This window comes from Erwinia aphidicola (assembly GCF_014773485.1).
Lineage (GTDB): Bacteria > Pseudomonadota > Gammaproteobacteria > Enterobacterales > Enterobacteriaceae > Erwinia > Erwinia aphidicola.
This window is the reverse complement of record NZ_JACXBP010000003.1, coordinates 325335-340893: the sequence shown is the minus strand read 5'-3', so window position 1 is coordinate 340893 and position 15559 is coordinate 325335. Positions and strand designations below refer to the sequence as shown.

General features: G+C 55.6%; 14 protein-coding genes. 8 read left to right on the top strand and 6 right to left on the bottom strand.

Features of this window, described 5'->3' with window-relative positions; translation table 11 throughout:
• The first annotated feature begins 47 nt into the window (after window positions 1–47).
• Together ID864_RS08810 and ID864_RS08805 are read left to right on the top strand one after the other, a co-directional pair.
• Window positions 48–500, top strand: coding sequence for a rhodanese-like domain-containing protein (locus tag ID864_RS08810; protein WP_191149728.1), 453 nt, complete (start codon window positions 48–50; stop codon window positions 498–500).
• 121 nt (window positions 501–621) lie between these two features.
• Window positions 622–2070, top strand: a complete 1449-nt coding sequence (locus tag ID864_RS08805; RefSeq protein WP_048915410.1) for a sugar porter family MFS transporter — start codon at window positions 622–624, stop codon at window positions 2068–2070.
• 48 nt (window positions 2071–2118) lie between these two features.
• On the opposite strand, the gene flk is transcribed toward ID864_RS08805, so the two are convergent.
• The 6 genes from flk to ID864_RS08775 form a co-directional block, all read right to left on the bottom strand.
• Window positions 2119–3156 carry a flagella biosynthesis regulator Flk gene (flk, locus tag ID864_RS08800; RefSeq protein WP_048915411.1) on the bottom strand — a complete coding sequence of 346 codons (1038 nt, stop codon included), beginning with the start codon at window positions 3154–3156 and terminating at the stop codon, window positions 2119–2121.
• 145 nt (window positions 3157–3301) lie between these two features.
• A complete protein-coding gene (locus ID864_RS08795) occupies window positions 3302–4327 on the bottom strand; it encodes a fimbrial protein (RefSeq protein ID WP_191149727.1) in 1026 nt (341 codons plus the stop codon).
• 12 nt (window positions 4328–4339) lie between these two features.
• Complete coding sequence (locus ID864_RS08790; protein WP_191149726.1) at window positions 4340–6895, bottom strand: fimbria/pilus outer membrane usher protein; 2556 nt, start codon at window positions 6893–6895, stop codon at window positions 4340–4342.
• Window positions 6896–6923: 28 nt separating this feature from the next.
• Window positions 6924–7676 carry a fimbrial biogenesis chaperone gene (locus tag ID864_RS08785; protein WP_053110528.1) on the bottom strand — a complete coding sequence of 251 codons (753 nt, stop codon included), beginning with the start codon at window positions 7674–7676 and terminating at the stop codon, window positions 6924–6926.
• Window positions 7677–7740: 64 nt separating this feature from the next.
• Window positions 7741–8271: a fimbrial protein gene (locus ID864_RS08780; protein WP_191149725.1), complete on the bottom strand. Its 531-nt coding sequence runs from the start codon at window positions 8269–8271 to the stop codon at window positions 7741–7743.
• Between the two features lie 539 nt (window positions 8272–8810).
• Entirely contained in the window at window positions 8811–9704 is an 894-nt protein-coding gene (locus ID864_RS08775) for a DMT family transporter (RefSeq protein WP_191149724.1), read from the bottom strand.
• A gap of 99 nt (window positions 9705–9803) precedes the next feature.
• On the opposite strand from ID864_RS08775, the gene ID864_RS08770 reads away from it, so the two are divergent.
• The 6 genes from ID864_RS08770 to accD all read left to right on the top strand — a co-directional run bounded on the left by ID864_RS08770 (window position 9804) and on the right by accD (window position 15525).
• Window positions 9804–10580: an AraC family transcriptional regulator gene (locus ID864_RS08770; protein ID WP_191149793.1), complete on the top strand. Its 777-nt coding sequence runs from the start codon at window positions 9804–9806 to the stop codon at window positions 10578–10580.
• 104 nt (window positions 10581–10684) lie between these two features.
• The gene (gene pdxB, locus ID864_RS08765) at window positions 10685–11812 is read left to right on the top strand and encodes a 4-phosphoerythronate dehydrogenase PdxB (protein WP_048915415.1); all 1128 of its coding nucleotides are present in this window, start codon (window positions 10685–10687) and stop codon (window positions 11810–11812) included.
• Window positions 11813–11927: 115 nt separating this feature from the next.
• Complete coding sequence (locus ID864_RS08760) at window positions 11928–12938, top strand: aspartate-semialdehyde dehydrogenase (RefSeq protein ID WP_099753362.1); 1011 nt, start codon at window positions 11928–11930, stop codon at window positions 12936–12938.
• Window positions 12938–13753, top strand: a complete 816-nt coding sequence (gene truA / locus ID864_RS08755; protein ID WP_099753363.1) for a tRNA pseudouridine(38-40) synthase TruA — start codon at window positions 12938–12940, stop codon at window positions 13751–13753. Before ID864_RS08760 ends, truA begins: the two co-directional genes overlap by 1 nt.
• A gap of 30 nt (window positions 13754–13783) precedes the next feature.
• Window positions 13784–14443, top strand: coding sequence for a DedA family protein (locus ID864_RS08750; RefSeq protein WP_048915419.1), 660 nt, complete (start codon window positions 13784–13786; stop codon window positions 14441–14443).
• A gap of 173 nt (window positions 14444–14616) precedes the next feature.
• Window positions 14617–15525: an acetyl-CoA carboxylase, carboxyltransferase subunit beta gene (gene accD / locus ID864_RS08745; protein WP_048915420.1), complete on the top strand. Its 909-nt coding sequence runs from the start codon at window positions 14617–14619 to the stop codon at window positions 15523–15525.
• Window positions 15526–15559 lie beyond the last annotated feature (34 nt).

The following is a 15559-nucleotide window of genomic DNA, read 5'->3' as shown; positions in this document are numbered from 1 at the left end:
ACCCATCTGCATTAAGATAACACCATTAACCCGAACCGGAGCATGAGATGACCCCCTTTTCAGCCGTTTTACAGTTTCCCCCGCCATCCCCCGCGCAGAGTGAAGCGTGGCTGCGTGACAAACTGGCGCATTACGCCGATGCCTGGGATGTGGCGCAGGACCTGGCTGCGGGCGTCGCGGCAATTGTAGTGCTGGATGTGCGCTCCGCAGAGCAGTACCGCGCCGGCCATATAGCCGGGGCGCTCAGCTTTCCCCATCGCACCATGACGGCAGAAACCCTGGCCGAACTGGCGCGCGAAAAGGTGTATATCACTTACTGTGACGGCATTGGCTGTAACGGTTCGACTAAAGGAGCCTGGAAGCTGGCTGCAGCGGGTTTTCAAGTGAAAGAGCTGATTGGCGGGCTGGATTTTTGGCAGCGCGATAGCCATCCGATCGTGACAGGAGATAATGCGGGGCAGTGGCCCGCCGCTGCCGCGCTAACCGACTGCGGATGTTAAATGACTTTTGAATTTGTCGAAAACTGTGACGGAGTCTACACTTTTTGCGCGACTCACCGTTTAGCGCCTTTTTCACAATAAATGTGAGCGCCACAGACTTTTCTTCTTATTCAGGGATCATATGAACATAACCTCCCCAGACTCATCTGAAGCCGATGGGTCTTCGCGCGCGACGATTGTTAAACAGCGAATTTTCTTTGTGGTGCTGGTCGCCACAATGGGTGCGCTGGCCTTTGGTTACGACACCGGTATTATCTCCGGGGCTTTACCCTATATGTCCGCGCCTGCGGCACAGGGCGGGCTGGGCTTAAACTCGTTTACTGAAGGGCTGGTCGCCTCTTCACTGGTGTTTGGCGCCGCGCTCGGTTCCTTCCTCAGTGGTTTCTTCTCCGACAAGTTTGGCCGCCGCATCACGCTACGCAGCCTCGCCGTGCTGTTTGTTGCCGGCTCCCTCGGTACCGCTCTTGCACCGTCGATTTCGGTGATGGTGGCGATGCGTTTTCTGCTCGGTATCGCCGTTGGCGGCGGGTCGGCCACCGTGCCGGTGTTTATTGCTGAGATCGCCGGTCCGAAATTAAGGGCTCCACTGGTGAGCCGTAATGAGCTGATGATTGTCACCGGCCAGCTGGTGGCCTACGTTGCCAGCACGCTGCTCAGCTATCTGCTGCATGACGAACACCTGTGGCGCTATATGCTGGCCATCGCCATGATCCCCGGCCTGCTGCTGTTTATCGGCACCTTCTTTGTTCCGGCATCCCCGCACTGGATGGTGGCCGAAGGGCGACTGCAGGAGGCAAAAAACATCCTGAAGTACCTGCGTGAAACTCCGCGAGAGGTGCGTAAGGAGATGCGCGAGATGAAAAAGCAGGCGCGTAAGGCCGAGCGTGGGCCGGACGTAATGACCCTGATTAAGGAAAAATGGGTGCTGCGCCTGTTGATGATCGGCATCGGGCTGGGTTTCGTTATCCAGTTCACCGGGGTCAATGCCTTTATGTACTACACGCCGATTATCCTGAAGTCGACCGGGCTGGGAACCAGCGCCTCTATCGCCGCCACGATTGGCAACGGTGTGGTTTCCGTGATTGCCACCTTCGTGGGTATTTGGGCGGTTAGCCGCTTCCCACGCCGTAAGATGCTGATGACCGGGCTGTTCTTTGTTATCGCCGCTCAGCTGCTGTTAGGGCTGGTGATGACGCTGGTGCCAGCCGGTCTAACCCAAAGCTATCTGGCGCTGGCCTTTATTCTGATGTTCCTGTTCTTTATGCAGATGTGCATTTCACCCGTCTACTGGCTGCTGATGTCCGAACTGTTCCCGATGCAGCTGCGCGGGGCGCTGACGGGCACCGCGGTGTCATTACAGTGGATTTTTAATGCGCTGGTCGCTTTCTGCTTCCCGCCGCTGATGGCGTTTGCCGGCAGCAAAACTTTCTTTATTTTCGCCATCATTAACATCGGCTCACTGGCCTTTGTGGCGCTGATGCTGCCGGAGACAAGAGGTAAGAGCCTGGAGGAGATCGAGCAGATTATGCGCGACCGCTTTGGCGGCAAGCCGGTAGAGGAAGTGGCCTGAGAAGAAGAGCTGGCGCCGCGTTGGTGCCAGCCCTGATAAGGCGCTAAATCAGAACAGCATCCACAGCACCAGAACCAGCAGGATCAGCATGGCAAAGGCGGTAAACACCGGACGATTCGCCAGCGGCTGCAACATTGGCGGCAGCGTACCCCAGATTGGCGCTGCAATCGGTTTTGGATTCAGCTCGCTGTCGGCCAGCGGCTGTTCCTGCAAACGCTCTGCGCGGCGGCTGAACAGTAGATTGAGCAGGTCCTGTGCCTGAGTCGGGCTGAGCACCGTTTGTGGCGCAATGCTGAAGCGCTGCTGGCTGTAATCCTCCAGCATACGCTGCTCGCCCACATCCGGCGGCTGCTTCAGGGTGGCAATCAGCTGAGTCAGCGTCGGCGCGCTATGCTGGCTAAGCGTCTGGCTTGCCTGCAGATACTGGTTGAGCAGCGGGAAGGCGCGCGAGGGGATAGGATCACCGCTGTGCAGGTTCATCACCTTCAGTACGGAAGCCCACAGTTTGACCGGCTGCTCGCCGGTGGCGGCGGCAAGGCGCGAAATCTGCTGGTTAAGCGTCTGATGCTCGGCTGGCAGCAGGCTGCGATCGCTGCTGCGCGTCTGCTGCGGCTGTGGGATCGCCATCTGCCCGTTCTGCAGCATGGTCAGCACCTGACGCAGCTGGTCAGGGTTGAGCGAGCTTAAGACCGTATGACCAAACTGCTGACGGATAAAGTCGCTCACCGCCTGGCGGTTATTTCCGGTGGGCAGCAGGTCGGTCAGCTGCTGTAACAGCTGGCGCGTGGCGTGGGTGTTTTGCACCTGTGACAAACGCGTATTGAGAAACTGTTCCGCCGGTGGAAAATGGCGCGCCAGCAGGCCAGCATCATTTTTTACTCCGACCTCATGGCGCAGGCCAGCCCACAGCTCGGGGGATTTCAGCGTGCTGAGCGACATGATCTTGACGATCAGGCGCTCCAGCGTGGTGCGCTGTGCAGGCGTAAGAGGTTGATCGCCAGGGCCGGGGCGCGATGTGCCCTTTTGGGCATCGATCGTCGGGCGATCGCCGGGAATCGGCGCACCAGGGCCACTCAAAGGTTGCATGGCGAAGTCCTTCAGTCAGAGTCATTATCCGGGGCGCGCCGGACCACAGAGGGTAATAGATCATGATAACAATCCCGGCCGGGGATAGGTAGAGGAGTGGAGGGGAATCAGCCCGCATTACGACATTTTTTTGTCTTCTCCCTGTTTACAGATAGTCCACCGTCCATGTCAGCGTGGCTTCAGCGCTGCCGGGCGTGATAATCGAACCTGTCTGATAAAAACGAACCTGCATCGGCACGCTCACCATACTGTCAGAGAGTGGATAGCTGGCGATTTGCCATGACTGCCCGATATCAACGGGCGTGGCATTGCTGGCATGGACAATTTGCATTGCTACCCCGCTTGCCCCGCCGTCCTGGTGATTTAACCTAATCAATCCTTTTGCTGATAGACCTTCAGGGGCGCGGCCATCGAGCCGCAGCATCACATTAAAACTACCCGAAACATCGCGCTCGCAAAGAAAATTAAGCGCAAAGGGCTTACCGGTACTGGTCGAACCGATGCGGGAGCCTAATCCCTGTTCGGTCGAAATCCTCACTGGACCCAGCGAGACGTTAAACGAAGCCGGCCCCTGAATCCGGCAGCTGCGTGCAATAAACGTCAGGCCGGTCGTCGCATCCAGCATCAGATAACGGGCAGGTTTGCCCCCGGTATCGGACCCCAGTTCAAACAGGGGGATTCTCGCGCTGACAGGCTTTACCAGTTCGGGCCGCTCAGGTGTGGCGGCAGTTTTTACTATCTCCACCGCGACATTCAGTTCCAGCCGTTGCCAGGTGCGTGGCGGCATTCCCGCTGCGGCGTTGTGGTTATCAATCATCACTCCCGTAGCGACCCGGCTATGCGTATCGCTGCCGCGATCGCCATTGAGCGTGGTGAATAGCGTCAGGCCGTTGCCAAGGGTCAGGGGGCCCGTCAGGCGAGTAAACCATGCCATTTCCTCTGCGCTTTGCAGGGGATCGCTGATGCTGCACCAGGCGGTGATGTGATAGCTTTGGTTAAACACGCTGCGGCCAATAGGTAGCGAGGTGGAGAGTTTAAGGGCATTCTCTGCGGTAAAAATCACCACGGGAGAGGGCCCCGATCGCTCAGTACGGCAATGGAGTGAACCGGCACTGACAGCCTGACTAAGCAGGCACAGCAGGCAGATCATCAGGGATAAGAACAGGTTCATTATGAGGGTTCCTCAGGTTCCGGGTTGGCAGGGGAGATGAAATTGGGCAAAACCGTTGGGTGACGCGGACTTTTTGCTGAGCGACAGCTTCATCATGCAGATACTCCGCCCGGCGGACATCACCTCGAGGCGAGAGTCCCCCTCTGGCAGGCGAACGTAAATCATGTCTCCCTGTGCAACCATGCCGAGATCCTGCCCCTGCGCATCGCGCACGCTGGCACCAAAGGGCAGACTCTGGCCCGCAGGCAGCGCCACGTGGATCAGCACCGCGCGGCCAACGCGGGTAGCGAAATCCACTTTCACCAGCGCGCCGGAGTGGGGCACCGTCTGACTGAGCGTGCTCTTTAACTCCACATCCTGCGGTAGCCCCTGCGGGTTAAGAGCGATCTCATTCTGACGGTAGGCAACAAGATAGGGCACCAGGGCGTGGCCCTGAGCATTAAGCTGTAGTCCGGAATGACCTTCCACATAAGCTCCTGAAGCGCCGGGCGCGCTGACCAATGCCATGGTTTTGCTGTACCAGGGGCTGGCAACGATGCCCTCTGAAACCACCGCCCCCGCACCATTCATTCCTGCCGACCAGGCGTCGCTATGGCTGCCCCTCTCATAGCTGCCCTGCAGGGTAGTGACCGGCGTATGCCAGCTAGCAGCCGCACTGGCGCTGCTGTGCTGCTGGCGGTCGTGGCTGGCGCCCAGGGTGTATTCGAGCTGCTGACCCTCCCCTAGTGAACTGTTGATATTCGCCAGGCTGGCCAGCCCGTCATTGCTGTAGTTGACGTTCACATTCAGGCTGGTGTGGCGGCTGCCGGAGCCGAGCGGTACTGACAGGCCAAGGGTGTACTGCGTCTCTTCTCCCTGGCGCGAGTGAACACGGTTGACCGACAATGACCCGTTCACTGAGCCAAAGTTGTTGCTGTAACCGGCCTGGAGCTGATTATTATTACCGCTACCCTGCCAGTAACTTTGCCTGATTGCACTGAGGTACAGCTGCCCCCACCCCTCATGGAATCCCTGCGACAGGCTAACGGAGATGCGGCTGCGCGGGGTGGCATAAGCAGAGAGGGTCTCATTGGGATGAGCGCGCCGGGCATCCTCACCCCAGCGCACCGCATTATTCAGGCTCAGGTATCCAGACGAAGAGACGCGCCACGCGGCCACTGAAACCGTGCTGTTGCTGGCGTTAAAGAGTTTGCTCCACGTTAGCCGGTAGCTTTGCCCCTGGCGATGCTGACGCTGACTGGCTGCATGGGTTTGGGTTGCATCCAGCGCGATGGCACCGTATGGCGTGCCCAGCGCGCCCCCCAGCAGCAGCGCATGATAATAACGGGTGCTCAGCAGACCACCATAGCCCGTGAGGTGGTTACTGATACCGCGCTGCAGCGTAGCCTGAGCCACTTTTTCACTGCGTGACAAATTGATGTTACGCAAGGTGCCTGCGGTCAGGCTGTAAAGCATCATCCCTGGCCTGACCAGCTGTGCTATGGCGGCATAAGGAACCGTAAACTGATTTTCCCGGCCATCAGATTCTCGCACGGTAACGCTAATATCGCCGCCGTAGCCGGTGGGGTAGAGGTCATCAATACTGAAGGGGCCGGGGGGAACGGTGGTTTCGTACAGCAGGCTATTATTTTGCCGTACCGTGACATGGGCATTAGTCTGCGCGACGCCACGTATTATCGGAGCATACCCGCGCTGTGAATCTGGCAACATATTATCATCGCTGGCAAGCATAATGCCGCGAAATGAAAAACTATCAAAAAGATTACCGCTGGTATCGGCATCACCCAGGGTCACGCGAGCTTTTAGCGGGGCAATATCATGCTCAACATAGTTGCGCTGGCTGCGATAATGTTTTCCACTATTCTGCTGCCAGTTGAGAGATCCGCGATGCCGGAGCATAAATCCGTGCAGATTGATGCCAATGTTGTCACCATTATAGAATGACTTAAAATCACCCTCTTTTTGACTGGATTGATAATAATTAGCATCATAGCTGAACAAAAGTGCATTAATACCCCTGTCCCATAATGAGGGATCAATATCATTGGATGTTCGCCGACTCAGCGCTGCCTGCGGGATAGAAATAATGAGCTGCTGAGTGGCGATATCGATATGAGCTTGAGCTGCCGGAACTAACTGCTCAATAGTCTGACAGCTGCTGTGCCGGTCGGATTTTTTAAAATGATAGTCACTAAGATACTCTGATTTGATGTGAAGCTTTTCAACTAACTCTGGTGAAAGACAGATGGTTGAATTTTTCTCAATTTTCTTGACCACAACCTGAGACATACTGATTTTTCTTTCATTCAGGATGACACCGAGAAGATAGTTGCCCGGCTGTAATGGGGTAGAGTGATTGAACACGGATAAATCCAGCGGAGTATCGGAGCTGGTATGCAGGAAATGCGGATCGAAAATAGCTTCATCACCTGTCGCAGCACGGCTGATATTTTGGCCTATTTCAGAGGTGGTGAAACTGAGAAATAGAAAAATGAAAAATTTATTATTGGATTTTCTGCGCGTGGGGTAGGGGGCGACAGGAATTAAAGTGAAATTGTTTCGTTGCATTTTAACCCTCCGTCATGTTGATCTGGTTTTACATCGGTGCATTTTGGTTTTTCAGGACGATAAGGGTGCCGAAGTCGTTCACTACCTCATAGGTTAATTTCGAGTAATCGGGGCGGTCTAAGATTGAGTTAAATGCTATTTCTCCTGTGCTAAAGGGTGGGATCATCTCCCCGTTAAGACTTTTTATTTTTCTGTCTCTATTCTCCAGGGTGACGCTGGCAATATTAATAAAATAGGGGGTTGGGTTTTTTACCGGCATTATTTTAGGTGAAGTGCTTTCAGGATAACCCCAGATCAACCTAGCGTAAGAATTTCGCGCTCCTGCCATATCCAGCCCGGGAGGGCGAAAAAATATTTTTATTCGACTGCGTATCGCCATCTTTAAAACGTTCTCACCTTTTAGATTAAGATCTTTGGGGGGGATATCCAGAACGTTAAGCCAGTATATGGACTCCCGATCCTGCGGCTGGGCAATCCCTGTCCATGTTAGCCTCAGCGTTTGCCCTGCATGAGGCTCAATGCGGAAAACCGGCGGCATCAAAACGAAAGGAACTGAAATATTGCTGATTTTTTCGTCGGGATCGCCGATATCAAGCCACGCCTGGACCAATGCAGGCTGGTCGCCATCATTACTGAGTTGAATGCTGACTTCTTGCTGATCCTGCGGGTAGATAACGCGAGTACCATGAATAATGACATTAGCAAAGGCCAGCCACGGTATCATGGCCGTCAAAGTGCATAGTGAAAAATGATGCCGCTTTATTCTTTCTAAAAGGAACATAGATAATGCTCTGAATTCAATAAACAAGAGTGCAAGGACATTGTCCTTGCACCATGGCTACATATTAGAAATAGCTTAATGAGTAGTTAACCAGAGTATCCACCTCACCTGCAGTGACTGCATCTGTGGCATAATATCGGGCGAAATAATTGAGGGTGGCCATATCATCTTTAATCGTGAATGCCGGGCTATTGGATTGAGATCCGTCAGCCAGATTGATGGGCTGGTGTGAGCTGTCAAGTAACTGCACCTGGACGTTACCGGCCGAGCCGTTAATGTTTTTCAGGTTACCTGTGGTATTATCGGTTGCGGCACTTTCGAACAACGCCCGAACATTCTGACTGGCATTTTGACAGTTGGTTAAATTCATATTGACAGGTTTTTCACCTGCTACCTCGCCCTGTTTGGAGAGTGCGCTTATTGAAATGGGATCAAACCTGACCGTTGTGCTTTTATTGCCACCGTTGACGCTGACGTTGCAAGTGGTGTTGGTAATGGTTCCGTTAAATGTAATGGTGCCATCATAAGCGCTGGCAGAGAAAACGGGCAGCGCAATTGTGGCAGTCAATGAACTAATAAGTAATATTTTTTTCATTGCTACTTCCTTTTGAACGAAAAGTAATTTTTGATAACGCAAGGCATTAATCACTCAAAATATGGGTTAATGTTTTCCTGCGGTCCATGAATCCCTTAACGGCATTGAATGCGGATAATAATGATTCAGAACGAGGTTCGCTGGTGTATAAAAAGCAACTGCAATTATGCCGCCCGTTGCATAGCGATTTTTATAATCAGAGGTAATGAAGGGATGTGGTATGGCGTACCCGCGAAGAACGACGAGTTCTTCTCATCCATGAGTCATTAAATAACATTTTTATCCTCCCGTCTCGCCAGGGAATTATCTCTTATTAAATTCTGTGGTGATAACTCTAGGTGCATTCTTAGGTGTAGTATTAGATCTCTAGATTAAATCGTAAATAGCAAATCAGCCATAATAATACTTTATGGCCGTGAGTTTTTTTATGTGATTTTATTGGAGTTAATTGAGGTGTTGAGCGGGGGAATAAATACGGTGTTAGAATGATCTTAATCGGCCACTATACTCATGTGGCCGGTAAGTTTCCTAATCTTAAATTATTTGAGTTTATCTGCTCTATTTGCAGTCAGTGGAATACGCAGGCGCTGGGCGAGAGCAACGCCTAAAATCGCGATCCCACCGCCGATATAGTGATAGGCATGCAGCTGCTCATGCAGGAACAGTACGGCAATAATTGCGGTAAAAATCGGCACCAGATTCATAAAGATGCTGGTGGTGCTGGCTCCGAGTCGTGCCACGCCCTGGATCCACAAAAACGGTGCAATGACCGAAGCAGGAATGCCGGCAAACAGTACCAGCGGAATATTGTGCGCATTGAGCGAGACCTCCGGCGCCATTAGAAAACCCGGCGTCAGGAGTAGCACGCCAAAGAAGATTTGTACCCACAGGCTCTGCCAGTTGGGCAGTGGCAGCGCCCAGCGTTTGGTGAGCACGCCGTACAGCGCGTAAGAACCTGATGCGGCGAACATCATCAGCTCACCTTTACCCAGCCCGTGCGACAGCAGCTGCGCGGGGTTACCCTGGCTGACCAGCCACACCAGCCCGCAAAAGGAGAGCAGGCTGCCGAGCAGAATACCGACGGTCGGAGCCAGGCGCAGCAGCAGCAGGCTTAACAGCACCGTCAGCAGCGGGATCAGCGCATTGAGGATCCCCATAAACAGCGCGCTGACGCTGTGAGCGGCATAATAGGCCAGGCTCTGATACAGCACCATGCCGAGTAACCCGAGCACCAGTAACTTCCAGCCATTTTGTTTCACCTGCTGACGATGGCGCCAGACGCCGGGCAGGGCAAACGGTGCCAGCACCAGCAGGGCCAGCAGCCAGCGGTAGAAGGAGATGGCGGCGGGATCGATTGCCGTGGCAGACATCTTGCTGACCACGGCGTTGATCGACCAGATCAGCACCGCAAACAGGGGAAACAGAAAATTCATCGGGGTTCTCTTATGTTCAGGGAAAGCGCAGCAGTGTAATCTTGTCGGTTTTGAAACAGATAATCATAATCAGACAAAAGTATGACGCAATCGGACAAGATGATTCGGCAGTTAACCTACAGCGCACCGGCGGATGCTGAAGCGCTGCGGTTGTTTTTCCGCTATGAACAGGCCAATGCGCGTACCGAATATCTGCCGCATCAGCACCGCTGGGGCCAGGTGATTTTCGTCAAGTGTAATGTGCTGGAGATGCAGGTGGAGGGCGAGCGTCTGCTGACGCCACCCGATCTGCCGATCTGGATCCCCCCTTTGCAGCAGCATGCCAGCTATAACCACAAGCAGGCGCATTTTCGCACGCTGAATATCGCCGCAGAGGATTGCGCGTCGCTGCCGCCGCGTGCCTGCCTGCTGCGCGTCAGTTCGGTGGTACATGCCATTATCGATGTGTGTGCTGCTCGCCAGCTGCTGGTGCCGGAAAGTGCAGAAGATCGTCGGCTGTGCGCGGTGCTGCTCGACCAGCTGCGGCAGGCGGAAAGCCAGCAGAGTTATCTGCCTTCTACCCAGGATAAAGCGCTGGCGCCGGTATTGCAGGCGCTGGAGCGTAACCCGGCGGACAACACCACGCTGGCACAGTGGGCGCAGCGGGTTTACACCACGGAGCGCACCCTGTCGCGGCGCTGCCAGGCGCTGCTTGGCATGTCATTCAGTGAATGGCGTCAGCGGCTGCGTTTTTTGCACGCTATTTCGCTGCTGGAGCAGGGTAAAAGCGTGCAGGAGGTAGCGCTGGACCTGGGGTACAGCTCGGCGTCAGCGCTGATTGTGATGTTTCAGCAGCAGTCGGGCACCACCCCGGAACGTTATCGTAATCGTGCCTGAAGTTAGCGGGCGCGGTAAGCCGCGCCCTTCACCAGTCTGAGGATGCCTCCCGGCTGTGCTTGTGGCAGAATAATGCCCCTCACCCAGCCGACTGGAATCAGACTGTGAAAATCCTCGTTGATGAAAATATGCCGTACGCCCGCGAACTGTTTAGCCGCACCGGTGATGTGGTTGCCGTGCCGGGTCGCCCCATCCCGCAGGCCGAACTGGACGATGCGGACGGTTTGATGGTGCGTTCGGTAACCAAAGTGAATGCTGAACTACTGAAGGGTAAGCCGGTGAAGTTTGTTGGCACCGCCACGGCGGGCACCGACCATATTGACGAAGAGTTCCTGGGCGAGCAGGGCATCGCGTTCTCCGCCGCGCCCGGCTGTAATGCCATCGCCGTGGTTGAATATGTCTTCTCCGCACTGCTGCTGCTGGCCGAGCGTGATGGTTTCCAGCTGGCGGACCGCACCGTGGGTATCGTCGGCGTGGGCAATGTCGGTGGTCGCTTGCAGGCGCGGCTGGCAGCGCTGGGCATTCGTACGCTGCTGTGCGATCCACCGCGGGCCGATCGCGGTGATGAAGGTGATTTCCTTGCGCTCTCTGAGCTGGTAGAGCAGGCCGATATCCTGACCTTCCATACTCCGCTGTTCAAGCAGGGGCCCTATCAGACCCTGCATATGGCCGATGAAGCCCTGCTGCTGGCGCTGAAGCCGAATACTATTTTGATCAACGCCTGCCGTGGCCCGGTAGTAGATAACGCGGCGCTGCTGAAAGTGCTGGGGCAGCGCGACGACCTGAACGTGGTGCTCGACGTCTGGGAGCCGGAGCCGGAACTGTCGCTGCCGCTGCTGGACAAGGTGGATATCGCCACCGCCCACATTGCCGGGTATACGCTGGAAGGCAAAGCGCGCGGCACCACGCAGGTATTTGAAGCCTGGACGCAGTTTATCGGCCAGCCGCAGCAGGTGGCGCTGGATACGCTGCTGCCCGCGCCGGAATTTGGCCGCATCACGCTACATGGCCCGCTCGATCAGGCAACGCTAAAACGTCTGGTGCATCTGGTGTATGATGTGCGCCGCGATGACGCACCGCTGCGCCACGTCGCGGCGATAGCCGGTGAATTCGACCGTCTGCGTAAGAATTATCAGGAGCGCCGCGAATGGTCTTCACTGCAGGTTGAGTGTGATAACGCCGAGGCCGCAGCGCTGCTCAACAGGCTGGGCTTTAACGCCTTTAGCCATTAAGTCTTTATTAATTCATCTCATTTAAAATCTCGGTTTCATGAAGGGATTTTTCTGAATCTTAAGGCGATGAAGTCATCGTCTTCTACTTTTGTGTCATTGTCTGGAGTAAACCAACATGTCTGACGGCTGGAATATCGCGCTTTTAGGTGCGACAGGCGCAGTAGGGGCAGCTTTACTGGAATTGCTGGCGGAACGCCAGTTCCCGGTTGGTGAGTTATACGCGCTGGCAAGCGAGCGTAGCGCGGGTGAAGTACTGCGCTATGAAGGGAAATCGGTCCAGGTCACCGATGCGGCTGACTTCGACTGGTCACAGGCGCAGCTGGCCTTCTTTGTCGCCGGGCGTGACGCCTCGGCACGTTACGCGGAAGATGCGGCCAACGCCGGCTGCCTGGTGATCGACAGCAGCGACCTGTTCGCGCTGGAGCCGGACGTTCCGCTGGTGGTGCCTGACGTCAATCCCCAGGTGCTGGGCGACTATCGCAACCGCAACATTATCAGCGTGGCCGATGCATTAACCAGCCAGCTGCTGTGCGCCATCAAACCGCTGGTGGATAACGCCGGTCTCGGGCGTTTGCAGGTGACCAACCTGCTGGCCGCCTCTTCACACGGCAAAGCGGCGGTGGATTCGCTGGCCGGTGAAAGTGCGCGTCTGCTGAACGGTTTGCCGGCTGAAGAGGGATATTTCGGCCGCCAGCTGGCGTTCAACATGCTGCCGCTGGTCGCTGATGCGGAAGGCAGCGTCGCGCAGGAGCGCCGCCTGGTGGATCAGGTGCGTAAAGTGCTGCAGGACGACGGTTTGCCTATCGCGGTCAGCACCGTGCAGGCGCCGGTGTTCTACGGTAACGCGCAGATTGTGCATATTGAAAACCTGCGTCCGGTCTCGGCCGAAGAGGCGCGTGAAGCGCTGCAGCAGGCGGAAGATATCAACCTGACCGATGAAGATGACTTCCCGACTCAGGTCGGTGATGCCTCCGGCAGCGCGCATCTCAGCATTGGCTGCGTGCGCAACGATTACGGTATCGCCGAGCTGTTACAGTTCTGGTCGGTGGCCGATAACGTACGCTTTGGCGGCGCGCTGATGGCGATCAAAACCGCTGAAAAACTGGTGCAGGAGTATCTGTACTGATGTCCGACAGCACTGTGCCACAGCCGCTGACCAAGCTGGCGCTGGGCATTGAATATGACGGCAGCCGTTATTACGGCTGGCAAAAACAGAACGAAGTTCGCAGCGTGCAGGAAAAACTGGAAAAGGCGCTAACGAAAGTGGCCGATCATCCGGTGGTGGTGTTCTGCGCCGGGCGCACCGATGCCGGGGTCCACGGCACCGGACAGGTGGTGCATTTCGAGACCAGCGCGCAGCGTAAAGATGCCGCATGGACGCTGGGCGCTAACGCCAATTTACCGGCGGATATTGCGGTGCGTTGGGTTAAAACGGTGGCGGACGATTTTCACGCCCGCTTCAGCGCCACGGCGCGCCGTTACCGCTATGTGATCTACAACCAGCGGCTGCGCCCGGCGATCCTGTCGGGGGGCGTTACGCACTTCTACCATCCGCTGGATGTGGAAAAGATGCAGCGTGCCGGACAGTGCCTGCTGGGCGAGAACGACTTCACCTCGTTCCGCGCCGTGCAGTGCCAGTCGCGCACGCCGATGCGCTACGTGATGCACCTCAACGTCAGCCGCTTTGGCGCTTACGTGGTGGTGGATATTAAAGCTAACGCCTTTGTGCACCATATGGTGCGCAATATCGTGGGCAGCCTGATGGAAATTGGCTGCGGGAATCAGCCCGAAGGCTGGATGGCTGAGCTACTGGCGGCGAAAGACCGAACGCTGGCAGCAGCAACCGCGCGTGCCGAAGGTCTTTATCTGGTCGCCGTGGATTATCCCGCACGCTTTGAATTACCCCGTCCACCGATGGGACCACTGTTCCTCGGGGATTAACCCTGGCCTGGAGTATTAAAGGAAGCCTGTATGGAATTGATTCGTTTTGTTGTCGACTTCATTCTGCATATCGACGTCCACCTTGCGGAACTGGTGGCACAGTATGGTATCTGGATTTACGCCATTCTGTTCCTGATCCTGTTCTGCGAAACCGGGCTGGTGGTGACACCGTTCCTGCCGGGGGATTCCCTGCTGTTTGTTGCCGGTGCGCTGGCCGCACTGCCGGGCAATGACCTGAACGTGCACACCATGGTGGCGCTGATGGTGGTGGCGGCGATCCTCGGCGATGCGGTTAACTACACCATTGGCAGATTGTTTGGCGATAAGCTGTTCAGCAACCCGAACTCAAAAATCTTCCGTCGCAGCTATCTCAATAAAACCCATGAATTTTACGAGCGCCACGGCGGTAAAACGATTATTCTGGCGCGCTTCGTGCCGATCGTTCGTACTTTCGCGCCATTCGTGGCTGGAATGGGCAAAATGTCCTATCGTCATTTTGCGCTGTACAACGTCGCGGGCGGGCTACTGTGGGTGCTGCTGTTTACCTATGCGGGTTACTTCTTCGGAAACCTGCCTGCGGTGCAGGAGAACCTTAAGTTATTGATTGTGGCGATTATCCTGCTGTCCATTATGCCGGGTGTTATCGAAGTATGGCGTCATCGCCGTGCGGCACGTCAGCAAAAACAGTAATATGAGAGATCATCAGACTGTCACCCCCTTACCAGATTTTTATCCACAGTGACGGGCGGTTATGGTTTAATGAGCGACAATTTATGGTTTGCGTTGCCGCCCGGCGTGGCAACGTAGAAAAGAAAAACTGGCACTTCCCAAGAGAAGGCCAGGTTCAAACAGAAAGGTCATCAATGAGCTGGATTGAACGAATTCTCAACAAGAGCACAACTGCCCCATCGCGTAAAGCAAGCATTCCTGAAGGGGTTTGGACCAAGTGTGATAGCTGCGGGCAGGTTCTTTACCGTGCCGAGCTGGAGCGCAATCTCGAAGTCTGCCCGAAATGCGACCACCACATGCGTATGCACGGTCGCGACCGTCTGCACAGTGTGCTGGATGAAGGTTCAATGACTGAACTGGGCAGCGAGCTGGAACCGAAAGATCTGCTCAAGTTCAAGGATTCAAAAAAATACAAAGATCGCTTAGTCGCTGCTCAGAAAGAGACCGACGAAAAAGACGCGCTGATCGTGATGAAAGGCACCCTGCACGGGATGCCGGTTGTTGCTGCGGCGTTTGAGTTCTCCTTTATGGGCGGCTCAATGGGTTCCGTGGTCGGCGCGCGCTTTGTGCGTGCTGTTGAGCAGGCGCTGGAAGATGGTTGCCCGATGATCTGCTTCTCGGCCTCAGGCGGTGCGCGTATGCAGGAAGCGCTGATGTCGCTGATGCAGATGGCGAAAACCAGTGCAGCCCTGGCGAAGATGCAGGAGCGTGGTTTGCCCTATATCTCCGTGCTGACTGACCCGACCATGGGCGGGGTTTCTGCCAGCTTCGCGATGCTGGGCGACCTCAACATCGCTGAACCAAAAGCGCTGATCGGCTTTGCCGGCCCACGCGTGATCGAGCAGACCGTGCGTGAAAAACTGCCGCCGGGCTTCCAGCGCAGTGAGTTCCTGATCGAGAAGGGTGCGATCGACATGATCGTGCGCCGCCCGGTGATGCGCTTCAAGCTGGCCTGCTTGCTGGCTAAGTTCATGAATCTGCCTGCACCGCAGGAAGAAGAGATCGCTGAAGCTGCTGCTGTTCCACAGAGCCCCGAGGCCTGATCGATGATGAGAAAGGGACCACGGGTCCCTTTCA